Below are 20,888 nucleotides of genomic sequence, written 5' to 3'. Positions count from 1 at the left end.
GTGCCGACGGTGTAGGCATACTACCATTCAAATTGCCAAGGCTATGGAAACTATTATGTTCACAACAGCAAGAAAAGTTCATGATCAATTTCTTACTAAATTAGGTGCAGGTTATGTTATTGACTGCGAAAATGAGGAATACATTACTGTTATTGGAATAGAGATTAAAAAATAATCGTCATGTATCTTTGTAATTGCTAATAGAAGTTACATCGGAACTAAAAGTAATAAAAATGGTAATCTAATTTTATTGACAAAAAAGAAAGAAATGTTAACGAAATTGCATATATTTTATAACCAACTGCGAACTAAGAATTAATGACAGAGAAATTTCCTACAATAAATAGTACACTTTCACCAAATGGACTTGGTAAACTTATTCAACGAAAATATGAACTAACCGACAAAACGGAATGCAACATATTTCGGCTTGCTATGAATCATTTATACATTGTTCATGATGACGAAAACAAATACGTTTTTAGAGTTTACACACATAATTGGCGGACTAAATTAGAAATTGAAGAAGAATTAAGACTTTTAATTCTTCTGAAAGAAGTAGACCGACAAGTTGCTTTTCCAATAGCTGATAAATCGAACAAATTCATTCAAGAAATTGAAGCTCCAGAAGGTACACGATTTGGCGTTTTATTTTCGTATGCTAAAGGCATTAAGACAGCTAAATTTTCACCCCAAACAAGCTTTCTAATTGGACAAGCATTAGCAAAAGTTCATCAATCCACAGAAAATATCGAACTGATGAGAATGTCTTACAATGCTCAAAACTTGCTCAAGAACCCTGTTTTAAGAACAAAAGAATTCTATAGTAAAAATAGAAGCGAAATTGAATTTTTAGAAAGCCTTTCTGCTTTTTTAACGCTAAAAATGGAAAATATTGACAACCAGAAAATGAGATATGGAACTGTTCATCTTGACGTTTGGTTTGACAATTTGCACATTGACGATGAAAAAGAAATAACATTTTTTGACTTTGATTTCTGTGGCAACGGTTATTTATGCTTTGACATTTCTTATTTCCTATTTCAGTTATTTGCAACCCATTTGAACGAAGAAGAATATCAAACAAAAGCAGAAAGCTTCATAAAAGGGTATGAGATAGTAACTAAAATTAGTAATGAAGAAAAAAAGTTTTTACCCTTCGCATGTTTAGCAATTATGACCTATTACATAAGTGTTCAGTGCGACAGATTTGAATATTGGACCAATATTTTCCTGAATGAAGATCATTTAAAAAGAATGGTTGGAAATCTCAAACGATGGATTGCTTACCACAAAATTGAGATTAATATAAACTGATATTGAAATCAAAATATGCTCACGTAATGACAGAAAGCTACATACAATACGCAAGCGGATATCAAAAAGACAATATTGATGAAGAGGATATAGTAAAAGCTATATCAGATATTCAGTTAATGGATGATGAGCATGGAGCCTTTTGGGTTTCAGTTATAACCGATGATGAAAACGTGATTGAAGTACATAAAGATTTATCACTCTTCGTCATTTTCGAAGGACAGCAAACCAGATACCAGGCTACAGATTGGAACGAAGTCACAGAAATCTATAAACTATTATTGCTTGAAAAATTCGATGTAATAACCTCAAAAGTAAAATAAAGAAACCCTAGCACGGGTTTTCGTCATTGGGACTTAAGTATAGGATGGATCGATTAGTTGGAATGGAACTTTGGATTCTGATGTAAGTTAAAAAATGTTATACTTTTTGAAAAGCTGAAACATATACAATTTAACATAATATAAATTATAGGACAAAATAATCATCTAAGGAATAGAGGACTAATGACATCAAAATCCCTTATTCACCTAATTTTCCTTGCAGATATTCTTTAACGACTTCCCGGAACTCTTCTTTGGTAAGGAACCTGTCCAGAAACTCTTCCAGGCTTCCTTCGTTTTCAATTTCATTAAAATAAACTTCATGGTCCGTTCCGTATACCGCTGGGTTTGATTGATCAGGATCTTTTGCACACACAAAATAATGATCCGGATATCCATATGAATAAAATATACAGACAAAATCCATTTCTTTGCCTTTTACAGTTTTTCTTACGTCATCTTCCTCTACAAGCCCATCTAATTCTTCATAATCTTCCGAGCCTGGTTTAAACGGAGTAAACATCCAGTCTTTGAAAAAATATTGGCCATATGTACAGTCATGTAAGGAAAAATAATATTCAGTTAAGTCGCGGTAAAATTTTTCATTATTTTCTTTATACAGTTTTTGATGAATGCTGTAAAACTCGTCAATACCATACACATCCCAATCTTTGCCATATAAATAATTGTCGAATCTAATACTCTGCCAGTTTTCTACAAAATTTTTATCTGCATGTACAGCGTCAGTATTTCCTCCTAAAATTTTAATTTTATTAATAATCTGTTCATTCATCTTATATATTATGTTAAATTAAATTGTAACTAAAAAGCAATAGTTTAATTAATATCTATCTGAGAATTAATCAATTATTAATAATATATTATTTTTAATGGCCTTTATAAAAATACAAAATCTTGCCACATGGCAACCTTTATCCTATTGAAAGGTGCTACCTTTATCCTAACCAAAAAATAAAATAGTATGAAACCAAAAATGATCTGGGCAAACCTTGCTGTGGCGGACCTTGAGCGAACACAGAAATTTTATACAGAACTGGGATTTAAGCCCAATAATCCACACAGTTCTAATGAATTGGTAAGTTTTTTTGTGGGAGACAATGAATTTATTATTCACTTCTTTCTAAAAAACATCATTGAGACCAATGTAAAAAATGTAAATTTTGGTGACTCTCACCATTCCAATGAAATTATATTTACCCTTTCTGCTGAAACCATAGATCAGGCTGATCAGTGGGCGGAAGAAGTTAAAAATGCAGGCGGAACCATTATCTCAGAACCTGAAAGCTTTGGAAACAACTATTATGGTTTTGTCTTTGCAGATCCTGATGGACATAAATTTAATGTCTTCAAAATGTAAATATTCTGAGATTTTGATTACAACTTATTTTGGTCATACATCTCCTTAATTTTCAATCAGATAGCATAGGTACAGGATGGAAAAACACAGCTTTTTTGAGCCTTCATTGGTTTTTCTGTATTTTAGGCTTTTAAAAGAAAAACAAACCATAATTTCACTGAAGAAAACAGACTGATGATTTAATATGGCAATGTAAATTCAATAGAGATGGACTTTAGTCCATCTGATAAAACATGACAATCAATTTGGCTTTAGCCAAAACCTATTAAAAAAGTTTGAACAGTTTTAAAGCAAACCGGCCCCTTAAGTTAACTCAAGGGACCGGTTATTTATATGTACAATAGACTGCAGAATACTATTTATTCATTCCTAAACTGTTATATAACTGCACCTGCCATATTCCCACGACCTCTTTAAGCATAACAAATGTAAATGCAGCATTATAGCTGTTAGGAAATATTGTGAGTTCAGTATCTATAAAATCCGATGCTTTAGGAATAGGTTTTAATCCAAAGGTCTGAAACAGAGCAACAGATCTTTTCATGTGAAATCCCGAAGTCACCAGATATACACTGGATGGCCCCATCTGATTTACTATCTGGCTCGAATATTTTGCATTTTGATAGGTATTCATGCTTTGGTCTTCTTTAATCATGTCAGAATCCGGCACTCCCATCTTTTTAAAATTCTCTCTGAATAATTCTGCTTCACTTGTATGTCCTCTTCCTTTTCCGGAAATTAATATTTTACAAGATTGATTATTTTCCCTGTATTCATGATACAATTGATAGGCAGTAACTATTCTGGAATAAGACATGGTATGCAATTTCTCTGTATTGTCAATATCTACCACCCCGCCACCGAGTACTACAATAATGGGATTCTGAGCCGGTGTATTCTTCATCCCTGAACTACTGATATAACTTTTCTGCAGATATCCGGAGATTAGTTTACCCAGAAAACCATTTCCTATAAGGATAATCATGACAACTGCTGATATAAAAATTCCTGTTCTCAGATTTTTACATTTATTCTTCCTTTTCAACAGAGCGATAATAACTACTGCAAGAAATACTAAAAAATAAGGTTCTGTAAAAAGCTGTACAACACGGAATAAAAAGTCCAGTAAAAATTTCATCTATGATACTATTGATTAATGCCAAGAAAATATTGGATTTTCAAAGATAAGGTTATTTCATGATTCTGCTTTTCTCAATGCATTGAGTCTCCTTGAATTGATTTCTCTTTTATTTGATAATTTTATACCATCAGAATATGGAATACCATGGATTATCAAACATTCAAACCCCGGCCGGAGCTGGCTCCTTTTATCAAATGCTATTGGACTCTGGACAGTCCAAAAGAAGACGTGCCACAATCACAGACTATCGTTCCGGACGGCTGTATGGAAATGATTTTCCATTATGGAGATCTTTACAAACAATATATCCACGGAGAAGCCGTTGTACAGCCTAGAAGTTTTGTTTTCGGACAGTTAACCCAACCTTTAAGAATAGAACCTACCGGAATCACCGGCATTTTCTCTGTCCGTTTTCATCATGACGGTTTTTTGCCGTTTGCTGCCATTCCTATAAAAGAGATGGATGATAAAGCCATTCCGCTGGAAGATCTGTTTGGAGCTGCCGGAGCTGAATTGGATGAAAAGGTATTCCATTCTAAAACAGTTCAGGAAAAAATAAGCCATGTAGAAAACTTTATGCAGGAAAGACTTAATCCTGAAACCATCGACAGGATTGTACAATCTACCATTGATATACTCCTCAATGTAAATGGACAAATCTCCGTAAATGAATTATCGCAACAAACCAATATCAACCGCAGACAGTTGGAACGCAGGTTCTCTTCAGCCATTGGCATGAGTCCTAAACAACTTTCCAAAACTATAAGACTTCAATCAATCCTGAAACAGCTTCTTCATAAAGAATACACCAGTCTTACGGCACTTGCTTACGATGCTGAATATTATGATCAGGCTCATTTTATCAAGGATTTTAAAGAGTTTACAGGCCTTAGTCCCAAAGAGTTTTATGGTGACCATCTTCAGATGTCCTTATTATTTTACAAAAAAGATTCGTGATGTCGCATTTTTACAATTGTAAAGATTTATTTATCATGAATTTTGATTGATATAAAATAAGCAACATGGAAACAAAACTAATTCCCGCTGTCATTGGACTCTTGATTATAGGCAGCTGGACTCAGCCCAGTGAAATCAAAAAACTGGAATGGCTGCTTGGTACCTGGGAAACCCAAACCACGAAAGGCAGTCTTTACGAAACCTGGACTCAGAAAAGCAGTACTGAACTTCAGGGAGAAAGCTATTATTTAAAGAATAAAGATACCATTCACTTCGAGTCTGTACGCCTTGTAGAAAAAGACAGAAAACTGTATTACATCGTATCTGTAAAAGGTCAACATGATGAACAGCCTGTCGATTTTATTTCAACTCCTGGCTCAAATCCCACTTCACTGGTATTTGAAAACCGGCAGAATGACTTTCCCCAAACGATTACCTATAAAAAAATCCGTAAAGATTCTTTATTTGCAGAAATCTCAGGCCTTATGAATGGGAAAATGGCCAGACAGGCATTCCCCATGAAGAAAATAAAATAATTTCCTTTATCAGAATACAATCTATTGTGTACACCGGTATTATTCTGAAAAATACGTTTCGGCGGCCTCCGGCCGCCGAAAACTTATCTATCCACTCACCTTCATCAGGCAAGTTCACCTCCCCACCCTTAGTTCACTAAAAATATACAGCACCATCATAAAACTTTGCGTTTAACCTAAAAAGATATAAATCTCCCGCAGATCACACAGATTTCGCAGATTTTATCTTTTACTTATCTGTGCAATCTCCAAAATTTGCGGGAAATTATAAAAAGAAACAAGCGAAAGAGTTTATTTCTCTCACCATAAAAACCAAAAACCTATCCACTCACCTTCATCGGCAAGTTCACTTGCTCACCCTTAACTCCCTAAAAAATATACAGCACCATCATAAAACTTTGCATTCATAAAACGCGTAAGAATAAAATAAACACTAATCTTCATTTTCAATAATAACCACATATATAAAATCTTATTTTCAAATAATTTCCATTTAAAAATTATATTTGTCATTAAAATTTTTCATAAATTAATTCAATGAGCAAACCAATTATATTTGGAGAGATAGAAGGATTTCAAGAAGGACATTTATTTAAAAACCGTCAAGAAATCATGGATAGTAATCTTCATAGAACCTTGCAAGCTGGTATTGATGGCAATATAAAAGAAGGTGCTTCCGTAATAATCCTTTCAGGAGGCTATGAAGATGATGTTGATAATGGAAATGAAATCATTTATACAGGCGCTGGCGGCAATGATTCTAATACAAAGAAACAAATAGAAGATCAATCTTGGAGCAACAGAAGCAATGCGGCCTTGTTAGTAAGTATGGACCAAGGACTAGCTGTTCGAGTTATAAGAGGAGAAAAACATAAATCACTTTATTCACCTAAAGAAGGTTACAAATATGCCGGATTATATAGTGTTGTAGATGCGTGGGAAGAAATTGGAAAAAGTGGTTTTAAAGTTTGTAGATTTCTACTAAGATATTCCGGTTCTCAACTTACAGATAATCTATTTCAAGAATTTAACTCTAAACAGCAAAAAATAAGGAAAGAAACCGTAATACTCAGAATAGTGCGTGATACGAAAATAGCTGTGGAAATAAAAAAATTATACGATTTTAAATGCCAAATTTGTAATATTAGTATCCCAACAAAATCTGGTCATTATGCAGAAGGAGCCCATATAAAACCACTTGGAATGCCCCATGATGGAGAAGATAGTATTGACAATATCCTTTGTCTATGTCCTAACCACCATGTTATGTTCGATAAAGGAACCTTTTCTATATTAGATAATTATGAATTGATAGGGCATGAAAATGGAATATTATTTATTCATAAAAATCACAAAATTAAGCCCTCAAATTTACAATATCATAGAAAAGCTCATGGGTATGAGTGAGTTGTATTTTCTAATATTTCGCCCCTTCTATAGTTTAGTTCATAAGGTTTTTCATTAAAAATCAACAATTTCTCACAAAAAACTTGCGTAGCTAAATAACTACACATATATTTGTAGTCAAATAACTACACAATGAATTTAAGAAGAGATGTATTTCAGGCGATCGCAGATCCTACCAGAAGATCTATATTGATGTTGGTAGCGGCTCAATCGATGACAGCCGGAGCAATAGCGGCTAACTTTGATACAGCAAGGCCTACTGTTTCAAAGCATATCCAGATCCTTACAGAATGTGAACTATTGAGATCTGAACAAAACGGCCGGGAAATTACGTATCACCTTAATCCAAATAAAATGAAAGAAATAGCCGATTTTATAGAACCCTTCCGCAAAATGTGGGATGAGAAATTCAATAAACTGGAAGATGTGATGAAGGCTTACCAGAAGAATGAGATAAGAGACAGGGAGATATGAGACGGGAGATTTGGGGTATTTGGTTATAAGATGTTAGATGTCAGATAACAGACTGTTGCAGTTGGGATAAACATCAAACTCTGAGCCTGATATTATCCCTTCCGGAATTCATACTCTAAAACCTAATACTCTCCCACTCTCTAAAACTCTTAACTCTTAACTCTTAACTCTTAACTCTCAACTCTTAAAATCATGGAACTTAAAACAAAAATCCACGCAGAAGATGGCAAACAGGAAATCTTTATCATCAGAGAATTTGATCTTCCTGTAGAATTGCTCTTCAAAGCCTATACAGAAGCTGAACTTTTCGAACAATGGATGGGCACAAAAGTGACCAAGTTTGAAAATAGGCCACACGGAAGTTACCGCTTTGAAACCTTAAACCCTCAGGGAGATGTAGTGTTCAGTGCTAATGGAGCTATTCATGATATTGTTCAGAATGAGAAAATTACGAGAACTTTTCAAATGGAGAATACACCTTTTCCGGCTCAGATTGAATTTTTAGAATTTGAAAAATTAACCGATACCACCAGCAAAATCACCATCCAAACCATTTATAAATCCGTAGACTTCAGAGATCAGCACCTGAAAATGCCATTCGCTCAGGGAATTAATATGGCACATAATCGTTTACAGGAAATATTTAGAGAGACGAAGAGATGAGAGACATGAATACCATAGTTTACATTGTGAATGCCAATAGGAAATTTTGTTTTGCAAGTGAATCGTCAACGATGAGAGAAAGAACAACAACCTTGAACATTACACTTTAAACTTCACACGCTCTTACCCTAGAACTCCAGAACCCTCAAACCCAAAATACATGAATCCAAAAGTTAATTTTTTCTTTGAAAATGCCGGGCAATGGCAAAAAGAATTTGAGAAGCTAAGAACAATTGCCTTAAGTACCGAGCTTGTAGAAGATCTAAAATGGGGCTGTCCCTGTTATACCTATGAAGGAAAGAACATTTTCTTAATTCACGGTTTTAAAGAATATTGTGCCCTACTCTTTTTTAAAGGAGCATTGATGAAAGATCCTAACCAGATTTTAATTCAGCAATCTGAAAATGTACAGGCGGCAAGGCAAATCCGTTTTACAGATATTCTACAGATCAATGATCTTGAAAAAGAACTTCGGGCCTATATGTTTGAAGCTGTAGAAATTGAAGAATCCGGGGCTAAGGTTGAAATGAAGAAAACCAAGGACTTCGAAATGGTTGAGGAATTTCAACAAAGATTAGATGAAAATCTGGCATTAAAGGAGGCGTTCGAAGGATTAACACAGGGAAGACAACGGGCCTACCTACTCCACTTCTCCTCTGCCAAACAATCCAAAACCAGGGACGCAAGAATTGAGAAATGCATTCCTCAAATCCTGGACGGAAAAGGACTTAACGACTAATCACAAAACTTAATCAATATGGAAACATCAAACCGATCAGAAAAAAGAACAAAAATCATCTATTGGATATTTACCCTTTGGATGGCCCTGGGAATGGTTTCTACAGCTATTGTCCAGCTTATGAAAAACAAAGATGAACTCGCCAACTTCACCAATTTGGGCTACCCCGCTTACCTGATGACCATCATAGGAGTCTGGAAAATTTTAGGCGTTATCACCATCCTTATTCCAAAGCGTTTATTACTGAAAGAATGGGCCTATGCCGGGTTTTTCTTTGTGATGTCAGGGGCAGTTATCTCCCATCTTATTGTAGGAGATCCCGCAGCCAGAACACTTCCGGCTGTACTATTATTAGTTTTAGTCCTTATTTCCTGGTATTTCAGACCTGCCAATAGAAAAATTTCTTTTACCAATCATGAATAAAACGATAAAGATGCCATACAATTATCCTATTATAACGGGTTGGATAATGGGTTGGAAACGCAAAGGCGCAAAGATTTAATACAACAAGAAAGTTTTTAAGACGCAAGAAAATCAAGGATTTTCAGCAAGTTTTTATCAAATACAATAATGAAGCAGCATTCAATTTTATCATAGATAAAATCTTTGCATCTTAAAGCAGTATTTTTTTATAATAATTTTGCGTCCTTGCGATTAACCAACTATTTACTATTAGATGTTGGAAAAACGCAAAGACGCAAAGATTTAATACAACAAGACGGTTTTTAAGACGCAAGAAAATCAAAAGATTTTCAGCAAATACAATATTGTAGATTTAGATCTACAGCATTTAATTTTATCGCAGATAAAATCCTTGCGTCTTAAAGCAGTATTTTTTATAATAATTTGCGGCTTTGCGAGTAACCAACTATTTACTATTAGATGTTGGAAAAACGCAAAGACGCAAAGATTAATACAAAAAGGCTATTATAAGACGCAAGAAAATCAACGATTTTCAGCAAATACAACCAAACACAATACTGTAGATTTAGATCAGCAGCATTCAATTTTATCGCAGATAAAATCCTTGCGTCTTAAAGCAGTATTTTTTATAATAATTTTGCGTCCTTGCGGTTAGCCAACAAAAAAATCCATCACAGAAAAAATTTTCACTTCTACACCCGTATTTTTATTACAATTGATATCTTTGAAATAGCCCAAAACAGTCTTCCCAATAAAGTATCCATAAACAAAATTTAACATGAAAAAGAAAACATTAACTCCCGAACAAAGCGAAACTCTTTTAAAAGCACTGAAAACCCGCTTTGAAAAAAACATGAATCGCCACAAAGACTTAAAATGGGAAAAAATCCAGTCAAAACTGGAAGCCAACCCTGAAAAACTTTGGTCACTGAACGAAATGGAAGCCACAGAAGGTGAACCTGATGTGGTAGATTATAACAAAAAAACAGACGAATATATCTTTTTCGACTGCTCCCCGGAAAGTCCAAAACGCCGAAGCCTCTGCTATGATTATCAAGCCTGGGATTCCCGAAAAGCTAACAAACCGGAAAGCAATGTCATTGATACAGCTGCTGGAATGGGGATTGAGCTCTTAACCGAAGAACAATACCGCCAACTTCAGGAACTCGGAAAATTTGATCAGAAAACTTCAAGCTGGGTAAAAACACCGGCTTCTATCAGAGAACTTGGAGGAGCTATTTTCTGTGACAGACGCTATAATACCGTTTTTATGTATCATAATGGTGCAGATTCCTATTATGCAGCGAGAGGGTTCAGGGGAATGATGAAGGTGTAAGAGAGTTTAAGAGTTGGAGGGTTTGAGGGTTTGAGGGTTTGAGGGTTTGAGGGTTTGAGAGTTTGAGAGTTTGAGAGTGAAAAAATCTTTGATTTTTTCACAACTTTAGTGTACTTTATATGCGCAAAACTGGAAACTTTAATAACTTAAGTGTCTAAAAACTTTTGTGACTTTTGTGGTTACAAGAAAGTCCAAACCTACTACGGTCGAGTTCCTACGGAATGACAACCAGAACATATCATACACCACTATAAATAAATCTCAATATTGCAAATATTTAAAACACTTTAGAGCACTTTAGAGCACTTTAGAGCACTTTAGCAAGTTTAAAATAATAGCGCATAAGTAAGATTACTTAAGATGAAAAATCAAAGATTTTCTTAAAACTTTAGTGTACTTTATATGCGCAAAGCTGGAAACTTTAATAACTTAAGTGTTTAAAAACTTTTATGACTTTTGTGGTTACAAGAAAATCCTAACCTACTAGGGGCTAGATTCCTCCGGAATGACAAGCAGAACACTATTATACATCACTCTATATAAATCTCAATATTGCAAATGCTTAAAACACTTTAGAACTCTTTAGTAAGTTTAAAAGAATAATGCATAAGTAAGACCATTTTAGATAAAAATCAAAGATTTTTTCAAAACTTTAGTGTACTTAATAGTACGCAAAGTTGGAAACTTTAATAACTTAAGTGTTTAAAAATTTTTGTGACTTTTGTGGTTACAAGAAAATCCTAACCTACTAGGGGTTAGATCCTCCGGGATGACAAATAAAACGTTTAGTTTATTATAAATTACTGGTCTCTTTTTTTCAATAAATTCAGAAATCTTTCAGCCATGGAGATTCTACACTCCAGAATATAATATGAACCCCCAGGAAATCCTGAGCATAGCTTACAAATTCTTCTTTGGTAAAAGGTTTCTTTGTTTTCGGATTTTTATATGTTAAGGTGGGTTCCTGAACGGCCATGGCTACCAATGGTAATTTTCCTTTATACTGATGAAAGAATGGGTAAGAATTTTTCATCTGGGCATTTTTATTGGGAACAATATCCGGACCGCCCAATCCTATATTATTTTTATTAGCAAAATCAAATAAGCGGGACATATACTGATGATCGTTTTCCCATTCACATGGAAAGAAATTGACATACTGTAATACATAAGATTGTTTAAAAGCATTTCTGGCAAACTTTAGATTATCCAGCTCGGCCTGAAAGTAGGTGTCGCAGCTGAAACCTGTTTTATCTTTTTTCATATCAATATCGATGGCTGTTTCCGGAAGGTTAATGCCCTGGATCTTTCCGTCAAACTTTTTGGCCAACGCTTCTATCAGTTTCTGATACCTCTCCCGAACTGTGGGATTCCATTGCTGGGTAACCCAGCCACTTCCTACAGGTTTATTCTCACCCGGATTGTCATATTGAGCAACCAGTCCACCGGTATATACCTTTTCATTTAAAATATAATCGGGAACATACCTTGCCTGAGGTTCAAAGAACCGATCCTGAAGCTGGATAAAAAGCTTTCTGTCTAAAGAAGTCAAATAGGCTAAGTCTTTTTCAATACGAGAAAAATCATAAACATCTTTTGATGTTTCCAGTGCTCTCCAGTTATAGACAATCTGCACTCCTCCAATATCTTTTCGCATAATCATTTTCTCGATGTTCTGCAGATCTCCCGACGAAGTATAAATATAGTTTTGGGGCGTTTGTCCCATTAAAAAATGTAATCCTAGCAATACTATTCCTAATCCCAGTATTCTTGTGGTCATTGTCATCATGATGAATTTAAAAATAATATACTATGAATCATTTTCCGTGCCCAAGTCAGTGATCTTTTTAAACTTTTGAAAAATATTCTTATTTATCTATAATATTCTTTAATATATAAATAGTATTACTAATTTAGCAGTTCAAATTTGATTTAAACAACTGAGGATATGAAGAAATTAATATTACTGAGTGCTGTTTCGGCATTTCTGATCAACTGTAATAAGAAAACTGAAGCTCCGGCTCTGAAAGCAGAAGCAGATACCATTGCGGTAGCTGAACCTGTAATAGACACCTTAGGTCCAAAATCTTTCTGCTATATTGGTGTAACAGGAAAAGACAGTGTTTTTGCTTCTATTGATGATAATTTAGGAACAATCATTGGGAAATTATCTTATAAAAACAGTGAAAAAGACAGTTCAAAAGGTGATGTAACAGGCTTTAAATCCGGGGATACATTGAAACTGACTTATGAATTTGCCTCTGAAGGCAAAAAAAGCAAAAGAGATATTTACTTCCTTCAGAAAGACAATACGCTAACAGAAGGAATTGGTGATCATAAGGAAGAAGCTGGACATTCAAAATATGCCGATGAAAAGAAAATCAGCTATCAGAACGGACAAAAACTGAATACTGCTGATTGTGAAACAGTGAATAAAGGCCTAAAGTAAACCTGGCCTCTGATATAAATAAAAACAGTCTAAAAAATAGACTGTTTTTTATGTTTATAATTCCCTGTTAATAATTTCTATGAAACTGTTGACGGCATCATCTCCTGTATTCCAGGAAGTAATAAGGCGGATTGCAGAGAACTTTTCGTCTACTTTTTTCCAGACAAAAAAATCAAAACTTTCAGACAGTACCTCTATAAGTTCATTGCTTACAATAGGGAAAATCTGATTGGTATACGTATCTGCAAGGAAATGAACACCCTTGCTGCGGAAAGCATTTTTGATTTTCATCGCCTGCTGAATGGCGTGCTTTGCAAGATCAAAATATAAATCATCTTTCATCAGCTCTAAAAACTGGATTCCTAACAGTCTTCCTTTTGCCAGTAAAGCACCCTTCTGCTTGATATTAAATGCAAAATCTTCCTGAAGGCTTATCGTGTTAATCACAATAGCTTCGCCTATCAATGCACCGTTTTTAGTGCCGCCAAGATAAAAGATATCCGTTAATTCCGCTACCCTTTCCAGGGTAAGGTCGCTGATTTCCGAAGTAAGCCCGTGCCCCAGCCTTGCACCATCCATAAACAGGTATAAGCCGTTCTGTCTGCAAAAATCTGAAAGCTCCTCTAATTCTTTGGCCTGGTAAATAGTTCCAAGCTCTGTAGAATTGGAAATGTATACCAGCTTGGGCTTGACCTGATGGGGTACATTTTTATGGTTCTCCAACACCGGAATAATATCTGAAGGTCTTAGTTTGCCATCCTCCGTTTCAATGCTTAATATTTTGTGCCCCGTTGCTTCAATAGCACCGGTTTCATTATTTAAAATGTGTCCGCTGGATGCAGATATAGCACATTGATAAGGTTTTAGAATGGAAGAAATAACAATCAGATTAGCCTGCGTCCCACCGGAAACTAAATAAACTTCTGAATCTGCTTTTTTTATTTTTTCTTTTATAAGTTCTTTAGCTTTTAATGAGTACTCATCTTCTCCATAGCCAGCCTGCTGTTCAAGATTACACTGTAAAAGGGTCTGTAATATATTAGGATGACATCCCTCAGAGTAATCGTTTTTAAATGAAAATTTCATAGAGTAAAATTAAAAAAATGTAATAATATTATCCCTATGAAAAAGAGTTAAAATATCAGGCTTCCAGAACGGCTTTCGATAGTATATTTTATTTTATAAAATCATTTGGCTGACCCACCTGATAATCTCCATCAGGCTTTATATAAATTTTATATTTCTTTTTACATGTTTTATCCACGGGTTCAATAAAATAAGATTTTGCATTTTCCAGATAAGCACCACTCAGCTTACCGGAAGCAATCGTCAGTGTAATGAGTTTTGTGCCGTCTTCAGACTTTCCTTTAAAGCTGTAAATTTTTGCTTTTCTCAGCAACTCGCTTGTGGTGTCTATGGTATTATATTTTGTCTCCTTTCCACTAATATCATATAAATTAAAAATAACATCCTTCTTACTCCCTTCAGTCAATCTATTTTCCTGTATAAATTTTTTAGGATTAAAAGTAAAAGTAAAACTCTGAGCCTGAGCATTACAGCATATCATAAAAACCAGGACTGTTAAAATACTTTTCATCTTTTTGAGTGTTGATAATTAATTGTTAAATACTAAGCAAATTCTGTACAAAAAAAGAGCTATAATCAGTATAGCTCTTTAATTTGTGTATTGTCAATTACTTTTTGATAATTTTTGATTGATGAATCAATGTTTTACCATTTAATAATTTTAACATATAAATTCCGGTTTGAAACTTAGAGAAGTTGATTTCAGAGTTGCTAACTGCATTATTCTCCATTAACCTACCTGAAGCATCATAAATTTCATAATGAGTGATTTTTTCATCACTGTGTATCTGAAGGTAATCTTTCACCGGGTTGGGCACCAGTCCGATTTGCTTTTTAACCATATCACGGGTTGCTAATGCTGTAGTAATGATTAAAGTAACACTGTTTGTACTTAGCTGGTAACACACTTTGGTCTGTGTAAGCTCACCAATGGTCTTATTAAGTAAAGCACTTTCAGTTCCGGTAAATGAAATTCCCTGTACTGTATAGGTTCCTACCGGTAATGACGTAAAGTCTGCAGTGGCATTGGTAGCTACTATAGTATTGGTCGTGGAATTGATAGCTGCATACGTATAGTTAACCCCGGCAGGGCTATCAATAATATTATAGAACTTCCCGGGACCTGTAGTACTAAGAACTACGCTGGATCCTGCAGGTGTATTGCTCAGATTTCTTGTGGTTGCAAGATATTCCACCCCTTTTTCCAAATTGGCACTGAATGATCTGTAATACGTAAAACCAGTACCTGTTCCGGAATAAACAGCATTAGAAGTCACGAAGTTGGCTGTTCCGGTCTGGTTTCCTTTATAAATGGTAACAGCTACTCCACTCGGAGAAGGATAGCTCAGCGTATAACTTCCGGTCTCTGTCACCTTAAATCTAAAAGGAAGCATGCTGGAACCTGACACAAGCAAATGAGGAGCTGTTTGGGTCTGATTGTAGATATACCAGTTTTCCGGGCCCATATTAGCTGCATCAAAAGTCAGTGTTTTAGCATTATAAATATCACTGGAGGGTGTTTGTGGCTGTAAATTAAGATGAGCCTGCGGACTTCCCTGCGCGGCCGTTACCACTTTTGCATTTTCTACAATGATCGTATGGAAGGCATTACAGCTTGAATTGATGATAAAATTAGTATTAGATACATCAAAGAACTCAGCAAAATCATTAATCACTGCAGTTACTTTAACTCTCGCTTTATCGGTATACGGAACGAATGGCAAAGCTACAGCAGCCGTACCATTATTGGGCACATTAGAAGCAAGTGTGTAAGGGAAGGTTTCTCCTCCATCCGTAGAAAGAAGGATATTGACCGTACTTTTTAAAACATTGGTCTGGTTAACATCCCATGTTACATTGATATTGGAATCCGCATTTACGGATACATTTGAATTAGGATAAGTAACCGTTAAAGGTCCCTGGTTAGTCACTGTTACCACAACCTGATCAGAATCTGCTCCACCTGAAATGACACTGTTATCTCTTACTGTAAATCTCATCTTCATTGTTCTTGCTACCAGAGGCAGTGCTTCTGCCTCATTAGTAGGAGGCGTATTCTGATTGTCCAGGACAAATTTCATCTTAGGGAAATACCGTTCAGTGGTAAGGGTAGTCTGCTCAGATCTAAACAACGGAGCTGTAGTACTGTTCACCGCAGAATATCCGCCACTTCCATTAACTGTACTTCCAAATGCACCTTTGTCATTGGCAGTAGCCACATCTACCTGATCCCATGTGTATGATAAATTGGAATCTTCTGCATCACTTCCTATTCCTTTCAATTTAAAAGGTGTGTTTTTTGGAATACTGATGGCTGTATTTCCGGCATTGGCAGAAGGAGGTGTATTCGCTACCGCTACAGAGGTAAAACAGGTAGAGGATACGCTGAGTGTATTTAAAATCTGATCAATACTTTTGGCATGGAAGTAATTCAGTCCGTTATTGCCGGTATTTGTCTGATCATTAGGAGTCGTACAGTTGTTTTTATAGGCCATTATCGTTGATCCAGAACCAGGTTCTACAGCTGCTGCTGCATTCCATCCGGAAGTACAGAATGTAGGGCTTGAAGGGGTTCCTCCTATAGCATTATATGTATGCCCTGCTCCAAACTGGTGTCCCATTTCATGAACAATCAGGTTGGCAGACAGTGATTTCGGCATAGAAAGTGTCCACTGGCTCCAGGCTCTAGCTTTGAGTGAGGCCGTACAAGGCCTTGGCCCTGCCTGTCCCTGAGCACTTCCGTTAGCTCCCGGCATAATGTTGAAAGTGTGCCCAATATCATAATCAGCATATGGAAGTGTTCCGTTGGTATTGAGAACATCAAATCCAGCTTGCGAATTAGCTGCTGAAGCAAAAGAAGGATCTACCGTAAAAGGATCTGTAGCTCCATTGGTAAAAATTAAGGTTTTATTGACCGTCTTATCAATCAAAGCAAAGGAAATAGATAATTCCGACTCATAAATCTGGTTAATAAGATTCATCATAGCCACCAATTCTCCAAGGGCAGCATCCTGATTTCCAAGAGCTGTGGTAAATTCCCCGGTGGTAGCCACTGCCATTCTGAATGTTTTCAAGGTATTTCCATAGGGGAAACCTGTTACTGATTTCTGAACATTCAACCCTTTGGCTACCGCCTCTAAGCTTTCTCTGAAATCGTTTTCATCAGCTCCACACTGAAATTTTTCACCAAACATTTCAAAAGAATTATAAATCCTGTATTCTCCTTTTTTAGTCTTATAAGGTTCAATAATATAGTATCCCTGGTTAGACTTGATCATTGCAGAAATTTCATTTCCTACTAATGTAAGCTTTATCTTATCCTGCCTGTCTTTTGAAAATCCATCAAAGGTTATAATGTTATCAAGCCTCTTATTGAGGAGGTTATTTTCAGACAGGATAAATTCTTTTTTAGTTCCGTCGATAAGAGTCAATACAATAGACTGATTATTAATTTTTTTCGAACTTTTCCTGTTGACATCAATATTTCTCTTGAAATTTTCTGTGTTTAAGGTAAAGGTAGTTCCGGGAAGATCATCACTACTTAGACCATAGGGGCTCAATACCTGTGCATTCATTAGAAAAGATGCACAAATAGAAATAAAAGTAATTTTTAGTTTCATTGTTGCTGTTTTTTTAAACATTAAAGATAAATAATTAATCAATATATAGAGAATAAAATAATATGAAAAACTTACGTTTCATGATATATTTTTAATAAAAACAATAAATACTTATCATTTTAAATGATTTAGCAGAAAATAAGACCATTCCACTAAATTTTGAAATTTATAGACGGAACTGCTCCCTATATTTACTTTAATATTATTTTGTTAGATTTGTATTGAAAATCATCTAACATTTGAAAACAACACTCACCGAAGAAAATTATCTGAAAGCACTGTTTCATTTAGTTGACAATGAAGGAAAAGTAACGATTAATGAGCTTAGCAAATTTTTAAATGTAAAAATGCCGAGTGTCAATAATATGATGAAGAAGTTTGCAGAGAAGAAATGGGTCATTTACGAAACCTATAAACCTTTGATTGTTACAGAGAATGGAAGACGCGAAGCCGCTTTGGTAGTTCGTAAACACAGACTTACTGAAATGTTTTTGGTAAAAAAAATGAATTTCGGCTGGGAAAATGTTCATGAGATTGCAGAACAGCTGGAGCATGTACATTCTCAGATTTTCTTTGATAAAATGGATGAAATTCTGGATTATCCAAAATTTGATCCTCATGGAGAACCTATTCCTGATAAAAAAGGAAATATCATTGCTCAGGATCTGCAGAGATTGAGTAACTGTGAAGTGGGTGAAACCGTAATTTTTGCTTCAGTTACCCTCTCCGATGATGCTTTTTTAAGCTACCTAACTGAAAGAAAACTTCTTCTCAATACCAGAATCAAGATTCTTAAAATTGAAAGCTTCGACAAATCAGTTACCATAGAGATTGAAGGGAAAATCGAAGTACTCAGTAAAAAGGCTACTGAGAAAATACTGGTGAAAAAATAATTATTGTTATAAAACTAAACGGTTAACAAAAACTTCGCGTTCTATGCAGCCTTGTTGGAAATTGTTAAAAAACGGTTAAATACTTTTCCACAAAAACTTTGATGCTTTAATTTTATTAGGTTTGCAAAACTTTGTGCTTGCCTTTTCTTTCGTCAAGCAATAAAACATTAATTATTACCCTAAAAAATTATGAAAAAAAGCATTCAGTTTTTTATTATTTCCATGCTGTTAAGCCCGTTTGCCAATGCTCAGGTAAGAGATTTTGTTATAGAGCCACCCATTAAGCCCAATTTGTATATTTATAAAACATTCGGTGTATTCGGGGGAAAAGAATATTCTACCAATGCAGTGTATCTTATTACTAAAAAAGGAGTTGTTTTATTTGATGTTCCATGGCAGAAGACCCAGTACCAAAGCCTGATGGATACTATACAGAAACGTCACAACTTACCGGTTATTGCCGTATTTGCAACCCATTCACATGAAGACAGAGCCGGAGACCTGAGTTTTTATAACAACAAAGGAATTAAAACCTATGCTACAGTAAAAACAAATGAACTTCTGAAAAAAGACGGGAAAGCAATATCAACTGAAATCATAAAAACAGGAAAACCTTACCGTATAGGCGGAGAAGAGTTTGTGGTAGATTTTCTTGGTGAAGGGCATACTGCCGACAATGTAGTGGTATGGTTTCCGAAATATAATATTTTAGATGGCGGATGCCTTGTAAAAAGCAGAAATGCTGTAGATTTAGGGTATACAGGAGAGGCTAATGTGAAACAATGGCCACAAACAATGGAAAAACTGAAAACTAAATATTCGAAAGCTGTTATGGTTATTCCGGGTCATGATGAATGGAAAGGAGGTGGACATGTAGAACACACCCTGGAACTTCTGAATAAAAAATAAAGTTCAGATTAATATTAAAGAGGCCTGGCAGTTTGCCAGGCCTCTTTAATATCAGTTATTGCTTCAGAATTGCAGCTACTTTTTCAATTTCTTCCATGGTATTAAAATAATGCGGTGACAGACGAATAGCCTGATCTACATTTTTTAAAGTAAAGTCAATTAGTGCTCCATTCTTATTATTTACTTTAAAAATAATTTTATTCTCACTTAGTATTTTTTGAATGGAATCAATCTTTCCATTCTGTTCGCAGAAAGTAATGATACTGCCCAATCTATTTCCTTTATCCAAAATTTTGAACCCATTATTCAGAAGGCTGGCTCTCAACGTTTCCGACAGTTTCCTGTTGTAGTTTTCAATATTGACCATTCCTATCGCATTGGCATACTTTAAAGCTTCCGTAAGCCCGAGCAATGAAGCATTGCACCTTTCAAAAAATTCAAATCTTTTTGCAGTTTCACTGAGCTGGTAATCATCAAATGCAGTCCATTCGGCACCATTACTATCCAGAAATAAAGGGGCCATTTTCTGAGCTAATACATGATCCGAAACATATAAAAATCCTGTTCCTCTCGGTCCCCTTATAAATTTCCGGCCAGTTGCCGTTAAAAAGTCACAATTAATCTTTGTAACATCTACAACCAGCTGTCCTACCGACTGGCAGGCATCTACAAGATATAGGATATTATACTGCTTACAGAGCTTCCCTACTCCTTCCACATTTTGAATTAACCCTGAGCTGGTAGGAATATGCGTCACCGCAATTAATTTGGGGCGGTGCTTTTGGATTAACTCTTCAAAATACGCAAGGTCCAGCTCATTATCCGGCATATTGACGGCTCTGATAACTTTAATATAATACCTCTTCTGTAAAGAAATAAAAGCAATATGGTTTGATATATAATCATCATTGGTGGTAATGATACAGTCGCCATCTTTAAAAGATATACTTGACAATGCTTTTGCATACCCATCGGTGGCACTGTTTGTAAAAGCAATATTGGAAGGTTTAGCATTAATCAGCTTCGCAGCCTGTTCATAAAACACATTGATTGGCTCAATGTTTTTCTCTGCTGTGGTATGCCCTCCCAACTCCTGTTCTTCATATAAATAATCCATCATTCTTTCAACAACAGGCTTAGGCATCAGGGATGAGCCGGCACTGTTTAAGAATATCTTATTCAAGCACCCGGGAGTGTCCTGTCTTATTGCATCTAGATTCATTGTATAAACCGTTAT

General features: G+C 35.4%; 22 protein-coding genes. 15 read left to right on the top strand and 7 right to left on the bottom strand.

Annotated elements, in window-relative coordinates:
• The first annotated feature begins 43 nt into the window (after nucleotides 1-43).
• From LQV47_RS22520 to LQV47_RS17100, 3 genes are all read left to right on the top strand, one after another.
• Nucleotides 44-175: a hypothetical protein gene (locus LQV47_RS22520; RefSeq protein ID WP_257200108.1), complete on the top strand. Its 132-nt coding sequence runs from the start codon at nucleotides 44-46 to the stop codon at nucleotides 173-175.
• A 143-nt stretch (nucleotides 176-318) separates the two neighbouring features.
• Nucleotides 319-1,317: a phosphotransferase gene (locus LQV47_RS17105; protein ID WP_230039034.1), complete on the top strand. Its 999-nt coding sequence runs from the start codon at nucleotides 319-321 to the stop codon at nucleotides 1,315-1,317.
• A 26-nt stretch (nucleotides 1,318-1,343) separates the two neighbouring features.
• A complete protein-coding gene (locus LQV47_RS17100) occupies nucleotides 1,344-1,640 on the top strand; it encodes a hypothetical protein (RefSeq protein WP_230039025.1) in 297 nt (98 codons plus the stop codon).
• Between the two features lie 199 nt (nucleotides 1,641-1,839).
• Here LQV47_RS17100 and LQV47_RS17095 read toward each other — a convergent pair whose 3' ends face one another.
• Nucleotides 1,840-2,433 (bottom strand): hypothetical protein, encoded by a 594-nt coding sequence (locus LQV47_RS17095; protein WP_230039023.1) that lies wholly within the window; start codon nucleotides 2,431-2,433, stop codon nucleotides 1,840-1,842.
• A gap of 189 nt (nucleotides 2,434-2,622) precedes the next feature.
• On the opposite strand from LQV47_RS17095, the gene LQV47_RS17090 reads away from it, so the two are divergent.
• On the top strand, nucleotides 2,623-3,018 hold the full coding sequence (locus LQV47_RS17090) for a VOC family protein (protein WP_230039021.1): 396 nt from the start codon (nucleotides 2,623-2,625) through the stop codon (nucleotides 3,016-3,018).
• A gap of 355 nt (nucleotides 3,019-3,373) precedes the next feature.
• On the opposite strand, the gene LQV47_RS17085 is transcribed toward LQV47_RS17090, so the two are convergent.
• Nucleotides 3,374-4,156 (bottom strand): YdcF family protein, encoded by a 783-nt coding sequence (locus tag LQV47_RS17085; RefSeq protein WP_230039019.1) that lies wholly within the window; start codon nucleotides 4,154-4,156, stop codon nucleotides 3,374-3,376.
• Between the two features lie 147 nt (nucleotides 4,157-4,303).
• Here LQV47_RS17085 and LQV47_RS17080 point away from each other — a divergent pair, with 147 nt between their 5' ends.
• From LQV47_RS17080 to LQV47_RS17045, 8 genes are all read left to right on the top strand, one after another.
• Nucleotides 4,304-5,116 carry a helix-turn-helix domain-containing protein gene (locus tag LQV47_RS17080; protein WP_230039017.1) on the top strand — a complete coding sequence of 271 codons (813 nt, stop codon included), beginning with the start codon at nucleotides 4,304-4,306 and terminating at the stop codon, nucleotides 5,114-5,116.
• Between the two features lie 65 nt (nucleotides 5,117-5,181).
• Entirely contained in the window at nucleotides 5,182-5,652 is a 471-nt protein-coding gene (locus LQV47_RS17075) for a DUF6265 family protein (protein ID WP_230039015.1), read from the top strand.
• Nucleotides 5,653-6,189: 537 nt separating this feature from the next.
• Entirely contained in the window at nucleotides 6,190-7,059 is an 870-nt protein-coding gene (locus LQV47_RS17070; protein WP_230039013.1) for a YDG/SRA domain-containing protein, read from the top strand.
• Nucleotides 7,060-7,191: 132 nt separating this feature from the next.
• Complete coding sequence (locus tag LQV47_RS17065) at nucleotides 7,192-7,533, top strand: metalloregulator ArsR/SmtB family transcription factor (RefSeq protein WP_230039010.1); 342 nt, start codon at nucleotides 7,192-7,194, stop codon at nucleotides 7,531-7,533.
• A 192-nt stretch (nucleotides 7,534-7,725) separates the two neighbouring features.
• Nucleotides 7,726-8,196, top strand: coding sequence for an SRPBCC domain-containing protein (locus LQV47_RS17060; RefSeq protein WP_230039002.1), 471 nt, complete (start codon nucleotides 7,726-7,728; stop codon nucleotides 8,194-8,196).
• 160 nt (nucleotides 8,197-8,356) lie between these two features.
• Nucleotides 8,357-8,935: a DUF1801 domain-containing protein gene (locus LQV47_RS17055; RefSeq protein WP_230038993.1), complete on the top strand. Its 579-nt coding sequence runs from the start codon at nucleotides 8,357-8,359 to the stop codon at nucleotides 8,933-8,935.
• 18 nt (nucleotides 8,936-8,953) lie between these two features.
• Nucleotides 8,954-9,358 carry a DoxX family protein gene (locus tag LQV47_RS17050; RefSeq protein ID WP_230038991.1) on the top strand — a complete coding sequence of 135 codons (405 nt, stop codon included), beginning with the start codon at nucleotides 8,954-8,956 and terminating at the stop codon, nucleotides 9,356-9,358.
• 778 nt (nucleotides 9,359-10,136) lie between these two features.
• Nucleotides 10,137-10,694 carry a DUF4256 domain-containing protein gene (locus tag LQV47_RS17045; RefSeq protein WP_230038989.1) on the top strand — a complete coding sequence of 186 codons (558 nt, stop codon included), beginning with the start codon at nucleotides 10,137-10,139 and terminating at the stop codon, nucleotides 10,692-10,694.
• Nucleotides 10,695-11,520: 826 nt separating this feature from the next.
• Here LQV47_RS17045 and LQV47_RS17040 read toward each other — a convergent pair.
• Nucleotides 11,521-12,474 (bottom strand): hypothetical protein, encoded by a 954-nt coding sequence (locus LQV47_RS17040; protein WP_230038987.1) that lies wholly within the window; start codon nucleotides 12,472-12,474, stop codon nucleotides 11,521-11,523.
• 168 nt (nucleotides 12,475-12,642) lie between these two features.
• Between LQV47_RS17040 and LQV47_RS17035 the strand changes: the two genes are divergently transcribed.
• Entirely contained in the window at nucleotides 12,643-13,143 is a 501-nt protein-coding gene (locus LQV47_RS17035) for a hypothetical protein (protein ID WP_230038985.1), read from the top strand.
• Between the two features lie 54 nt (nucleotides 13,144-13,197).
• On the opposite strand, the gene LQV47_RS17030 is transcribed toward LQV47_RS17035, so the two are convergent.
• The 3 genes from LQV47_RS17030 to LQV47_RS17020 all read right to left on the bottom strand — a co-directional run bounded on the left by LQV47_RS17030 (nucleotide 13,198) and on the right by LQV47_RS17020 (nucleotide 17,849).
• Complete coding sequence (locus LQV47_RS17030) at nucleotides 13,198-14,229, bottom strand: aminotransferase class V-fold PLP-dependent enzyme (protein WP_230038983.1); 1,032 nt, start codon at nucleotides 14,227-14,229, stop codon at nucleotides 13,198-13,200.
• 88 nt (nucleotides 14,230-14,317) lie between these two features.
• Nucleotides 14,318-14,740, bottom strand: coding sequence for a hypothetical protein (locus LQV47_RS17025; protein ID WP_230038966.1), 423 nt, complete (start codon nucleotides 14,738-14,740; stop codon nucleotides 14,318-14,320).
• A 97-nt stretch (nucleotides 14,741-14,837) separates the two neighbouring features.
• The gene (locus tag LQV47_RS17020; RefSeq protein ID WP_230038964.1) at nucleotides 14,838-17,849 is read right to left on the bottom strand and encodes a reprolysin-like metallopeptidase; all 3,012 of its coding nucleotides are present in this window, start codon (nucleotides 17,847-17,849) and stop codon (nucleotides 14,838-14,840) included.
• 239 nt (nucleotides 17,850-18,088) lie between these two features.
• On the opposite strand from LQV47_RS17020, the gene LQV47_RS17015 reads away from it, so the two are divergent.
• Both LQV47_RS17015 and blaIND read left to right on the top strand, forming a co-directional pair.
• Complete coding sequence (locus LQV47_RS17015) at nucleotides 18,089-18,742, top strand: metal-dependent transcriptional regulator (protein ID WP_230038962.1); 654 nt, start codon at nucleotides 18,089-18,091, stop codon at nucleotides 18,740-18,742.
• A gap of 189 nt (nucleotides 18,743-18,931) precedes the next feature.
• On the top strand, nucleotides 18,932-19,651 hold the full coding sequence (blaIND, locus tag LQV47_RS17010; protein ID WP_230038960.1) for an IND family subclass B1 metallo-beta-lactamase: 720 nt from the start codon (nucleotides 18,932-18,934) through the stop codon (nucleotides 19,649-19,651).
• 55 nt (nucleotides 19,652-19,706) lie between these two features.
• On the opposite strand, the gene LQV47_RS17005 is transcribed toward blaIND, so the two are convergent.
• A complete protein-coding gene (locus tag LQV47_RS17005) occupies nucleotides 19,707-20,873 on the bottom strand; it encodes an aminotransferase class V-fold PLP-dependent enzyme (protein ID WP_230038958.1) in 1,167 nt (388 codons plus the stop codon).
• Nucleotides 20,874-20,888 lie beyond the last annotated feature (15 nt).

It is taken from the genome of Chryseobacterium sp. Bi04 (assembly GCF_918698085.1).
In the GTDB taxonomy this organism is placed as follows: domain Bacteria; phylum Bacteroidota; class Bacteroidia; order Flavobacteriales; family Weeksellaceae; genus Chryseobacterium.
The sequence above is the reverse complement of the archived record's forward strand: the minus strand, read 5'-3'. Positions and strand labels throughout refer to the sequence as shown.

Coding starts and splice junctions, on each gene's coding strand:
- LQV47_RS22520 (WP_257200108.1), top strand. CDS start 44: ATGGAAACTATTATGTTCACAACAGCAAGAAAAGTTCATGATCAATTT.
- LQV47_RS17105 (WP_230039034.1), top strand. CDS start 319: ATGACAGAGAAATTTCCTACAATAAATAGTACACTTTCACCAAATGGA.
- LQV47_RS17100 (WP_230039025.1), top strand. CDS start 1,344: ATGACAGAAAGCTACATACAATACGCAAGCGGATATCAAAAAGACAAT.
- LQV47_RS17095 (WP_230039023.1), bottom strand. CDS start 2,433: ATGAATGAACAGATTATTAATAAAATTAAAATTTTAGGAGGAAATACT.
- LQV47_RS17090 (WP_230039021.1), top strand. CDS start 2,623: ATGAAACCAAAAATGATCTGGGCAAACCTTGCTGTGGCGGACCTTGAG.
- LQV47_RS17085 (WP_230039019.1), bottom strand. CDS start 4,156: ATGAAATTTTTACTGGACTTTTTATTCCGTGTTGTACAGCTTTTTACA.
- LQV47_RS17080 (WP_230039017.1), top strand. CDS start 4,304: ATGGATTATCAAACATTCAAACCCCGGCCGGAGCTGGCTCCTTTTATC.
- LQV47_RS17075 (WP_230039015.1), top strand. CDS start 5,182: ATGGAAACAAAACTAATTCCCGCTGTCATTGGACTCTTGATTATAGGC.
- LQV47_RS17070 (WP_230039013.1), top strand. CDS start 6,190: ATGAGCAAACCAATTATATTTGGAGAGATAGAAGGATTTCAAGAAGGA.
- LQV47_RS17065 (WP_230039010.1), top strand. CDS start 7,192: ATGAATTTAAGAAGAGATGTATTTCAGGCGATCGCAGATCCTACCAGA.
- LQV47_RS17060 (WP_230039002.1), top strand. CDS start 7,726: ATGGAACTTAAAACAAAAATCCACGCAGAAGATGGCAAACAGGAAATC.
- LQV47_RS17055 (WP_230038993.1), top strand. CDS start 8,357: ATGAATCCAAAAGTTAATTTTTTCTTTGAAAATGCCGGGCAATGGCAA.
- LQV47_RS17050 (WP_230038991.1), top strand. CDS start 8,954: ATGGAAACATCAAACCGATCAGAAAAAAGAACAAAAATCATCTATTGG.
- LQV47_RS17045 (WP_230038989.1), top strand. CDS start 10,137: ATGAAAAAGAAAACATTAACTCCCGAACAAAGCGAAACTCTTTTAAAA.
- LQV47_RS17040 (WP_230038987.1), bottom strand. CDS start 12,474: ATGACCACAAGAATACTGGGATTAGGAATAGTATTGCTAGGATTACAT.
- LQV47_RS17035 (WP_230038985.1), top strand. CDS start 12,643: ATGAAGAAATTAATATTACTGAGTGCTGTTTCGGCATTTCTGATCAAC.
- LQV47_RS17030 (WP_230038983.1), bottom strand. CDS start 14,229: ATGAAATTTTCATTTAAAAACGATTACTCTGAGGGATGTCATCCTAAT.
- LQV47_RS17025 (WP_230038966.1), bottom strand. CDS start 14,740: ATGAAAAGTATTTTAACAGTCCTGGTTTTTATGATATGCTGTAATGCT.
- LQV47_RS17020 (WP_230038964.1), bottom strand. CDS start 17,849: ATGAAACTAAAAATTACTTTTATTTCTATTTGTGCATCTTTTCTAATG.
- blaIND (WP_230038960.1), top strand. CDS start 18,932: ATGAAAAAAAGCATTCAGTTTTTTATTATTTCCATGCTGTTAAGCCCG.
- LQV47_RS17005 (WP_230038958.1), bottom strand. CDS start 20,873: ATGAATCTAGATGCAATAAGACAGGACACTCCCGGGTGCTTGAATAAG.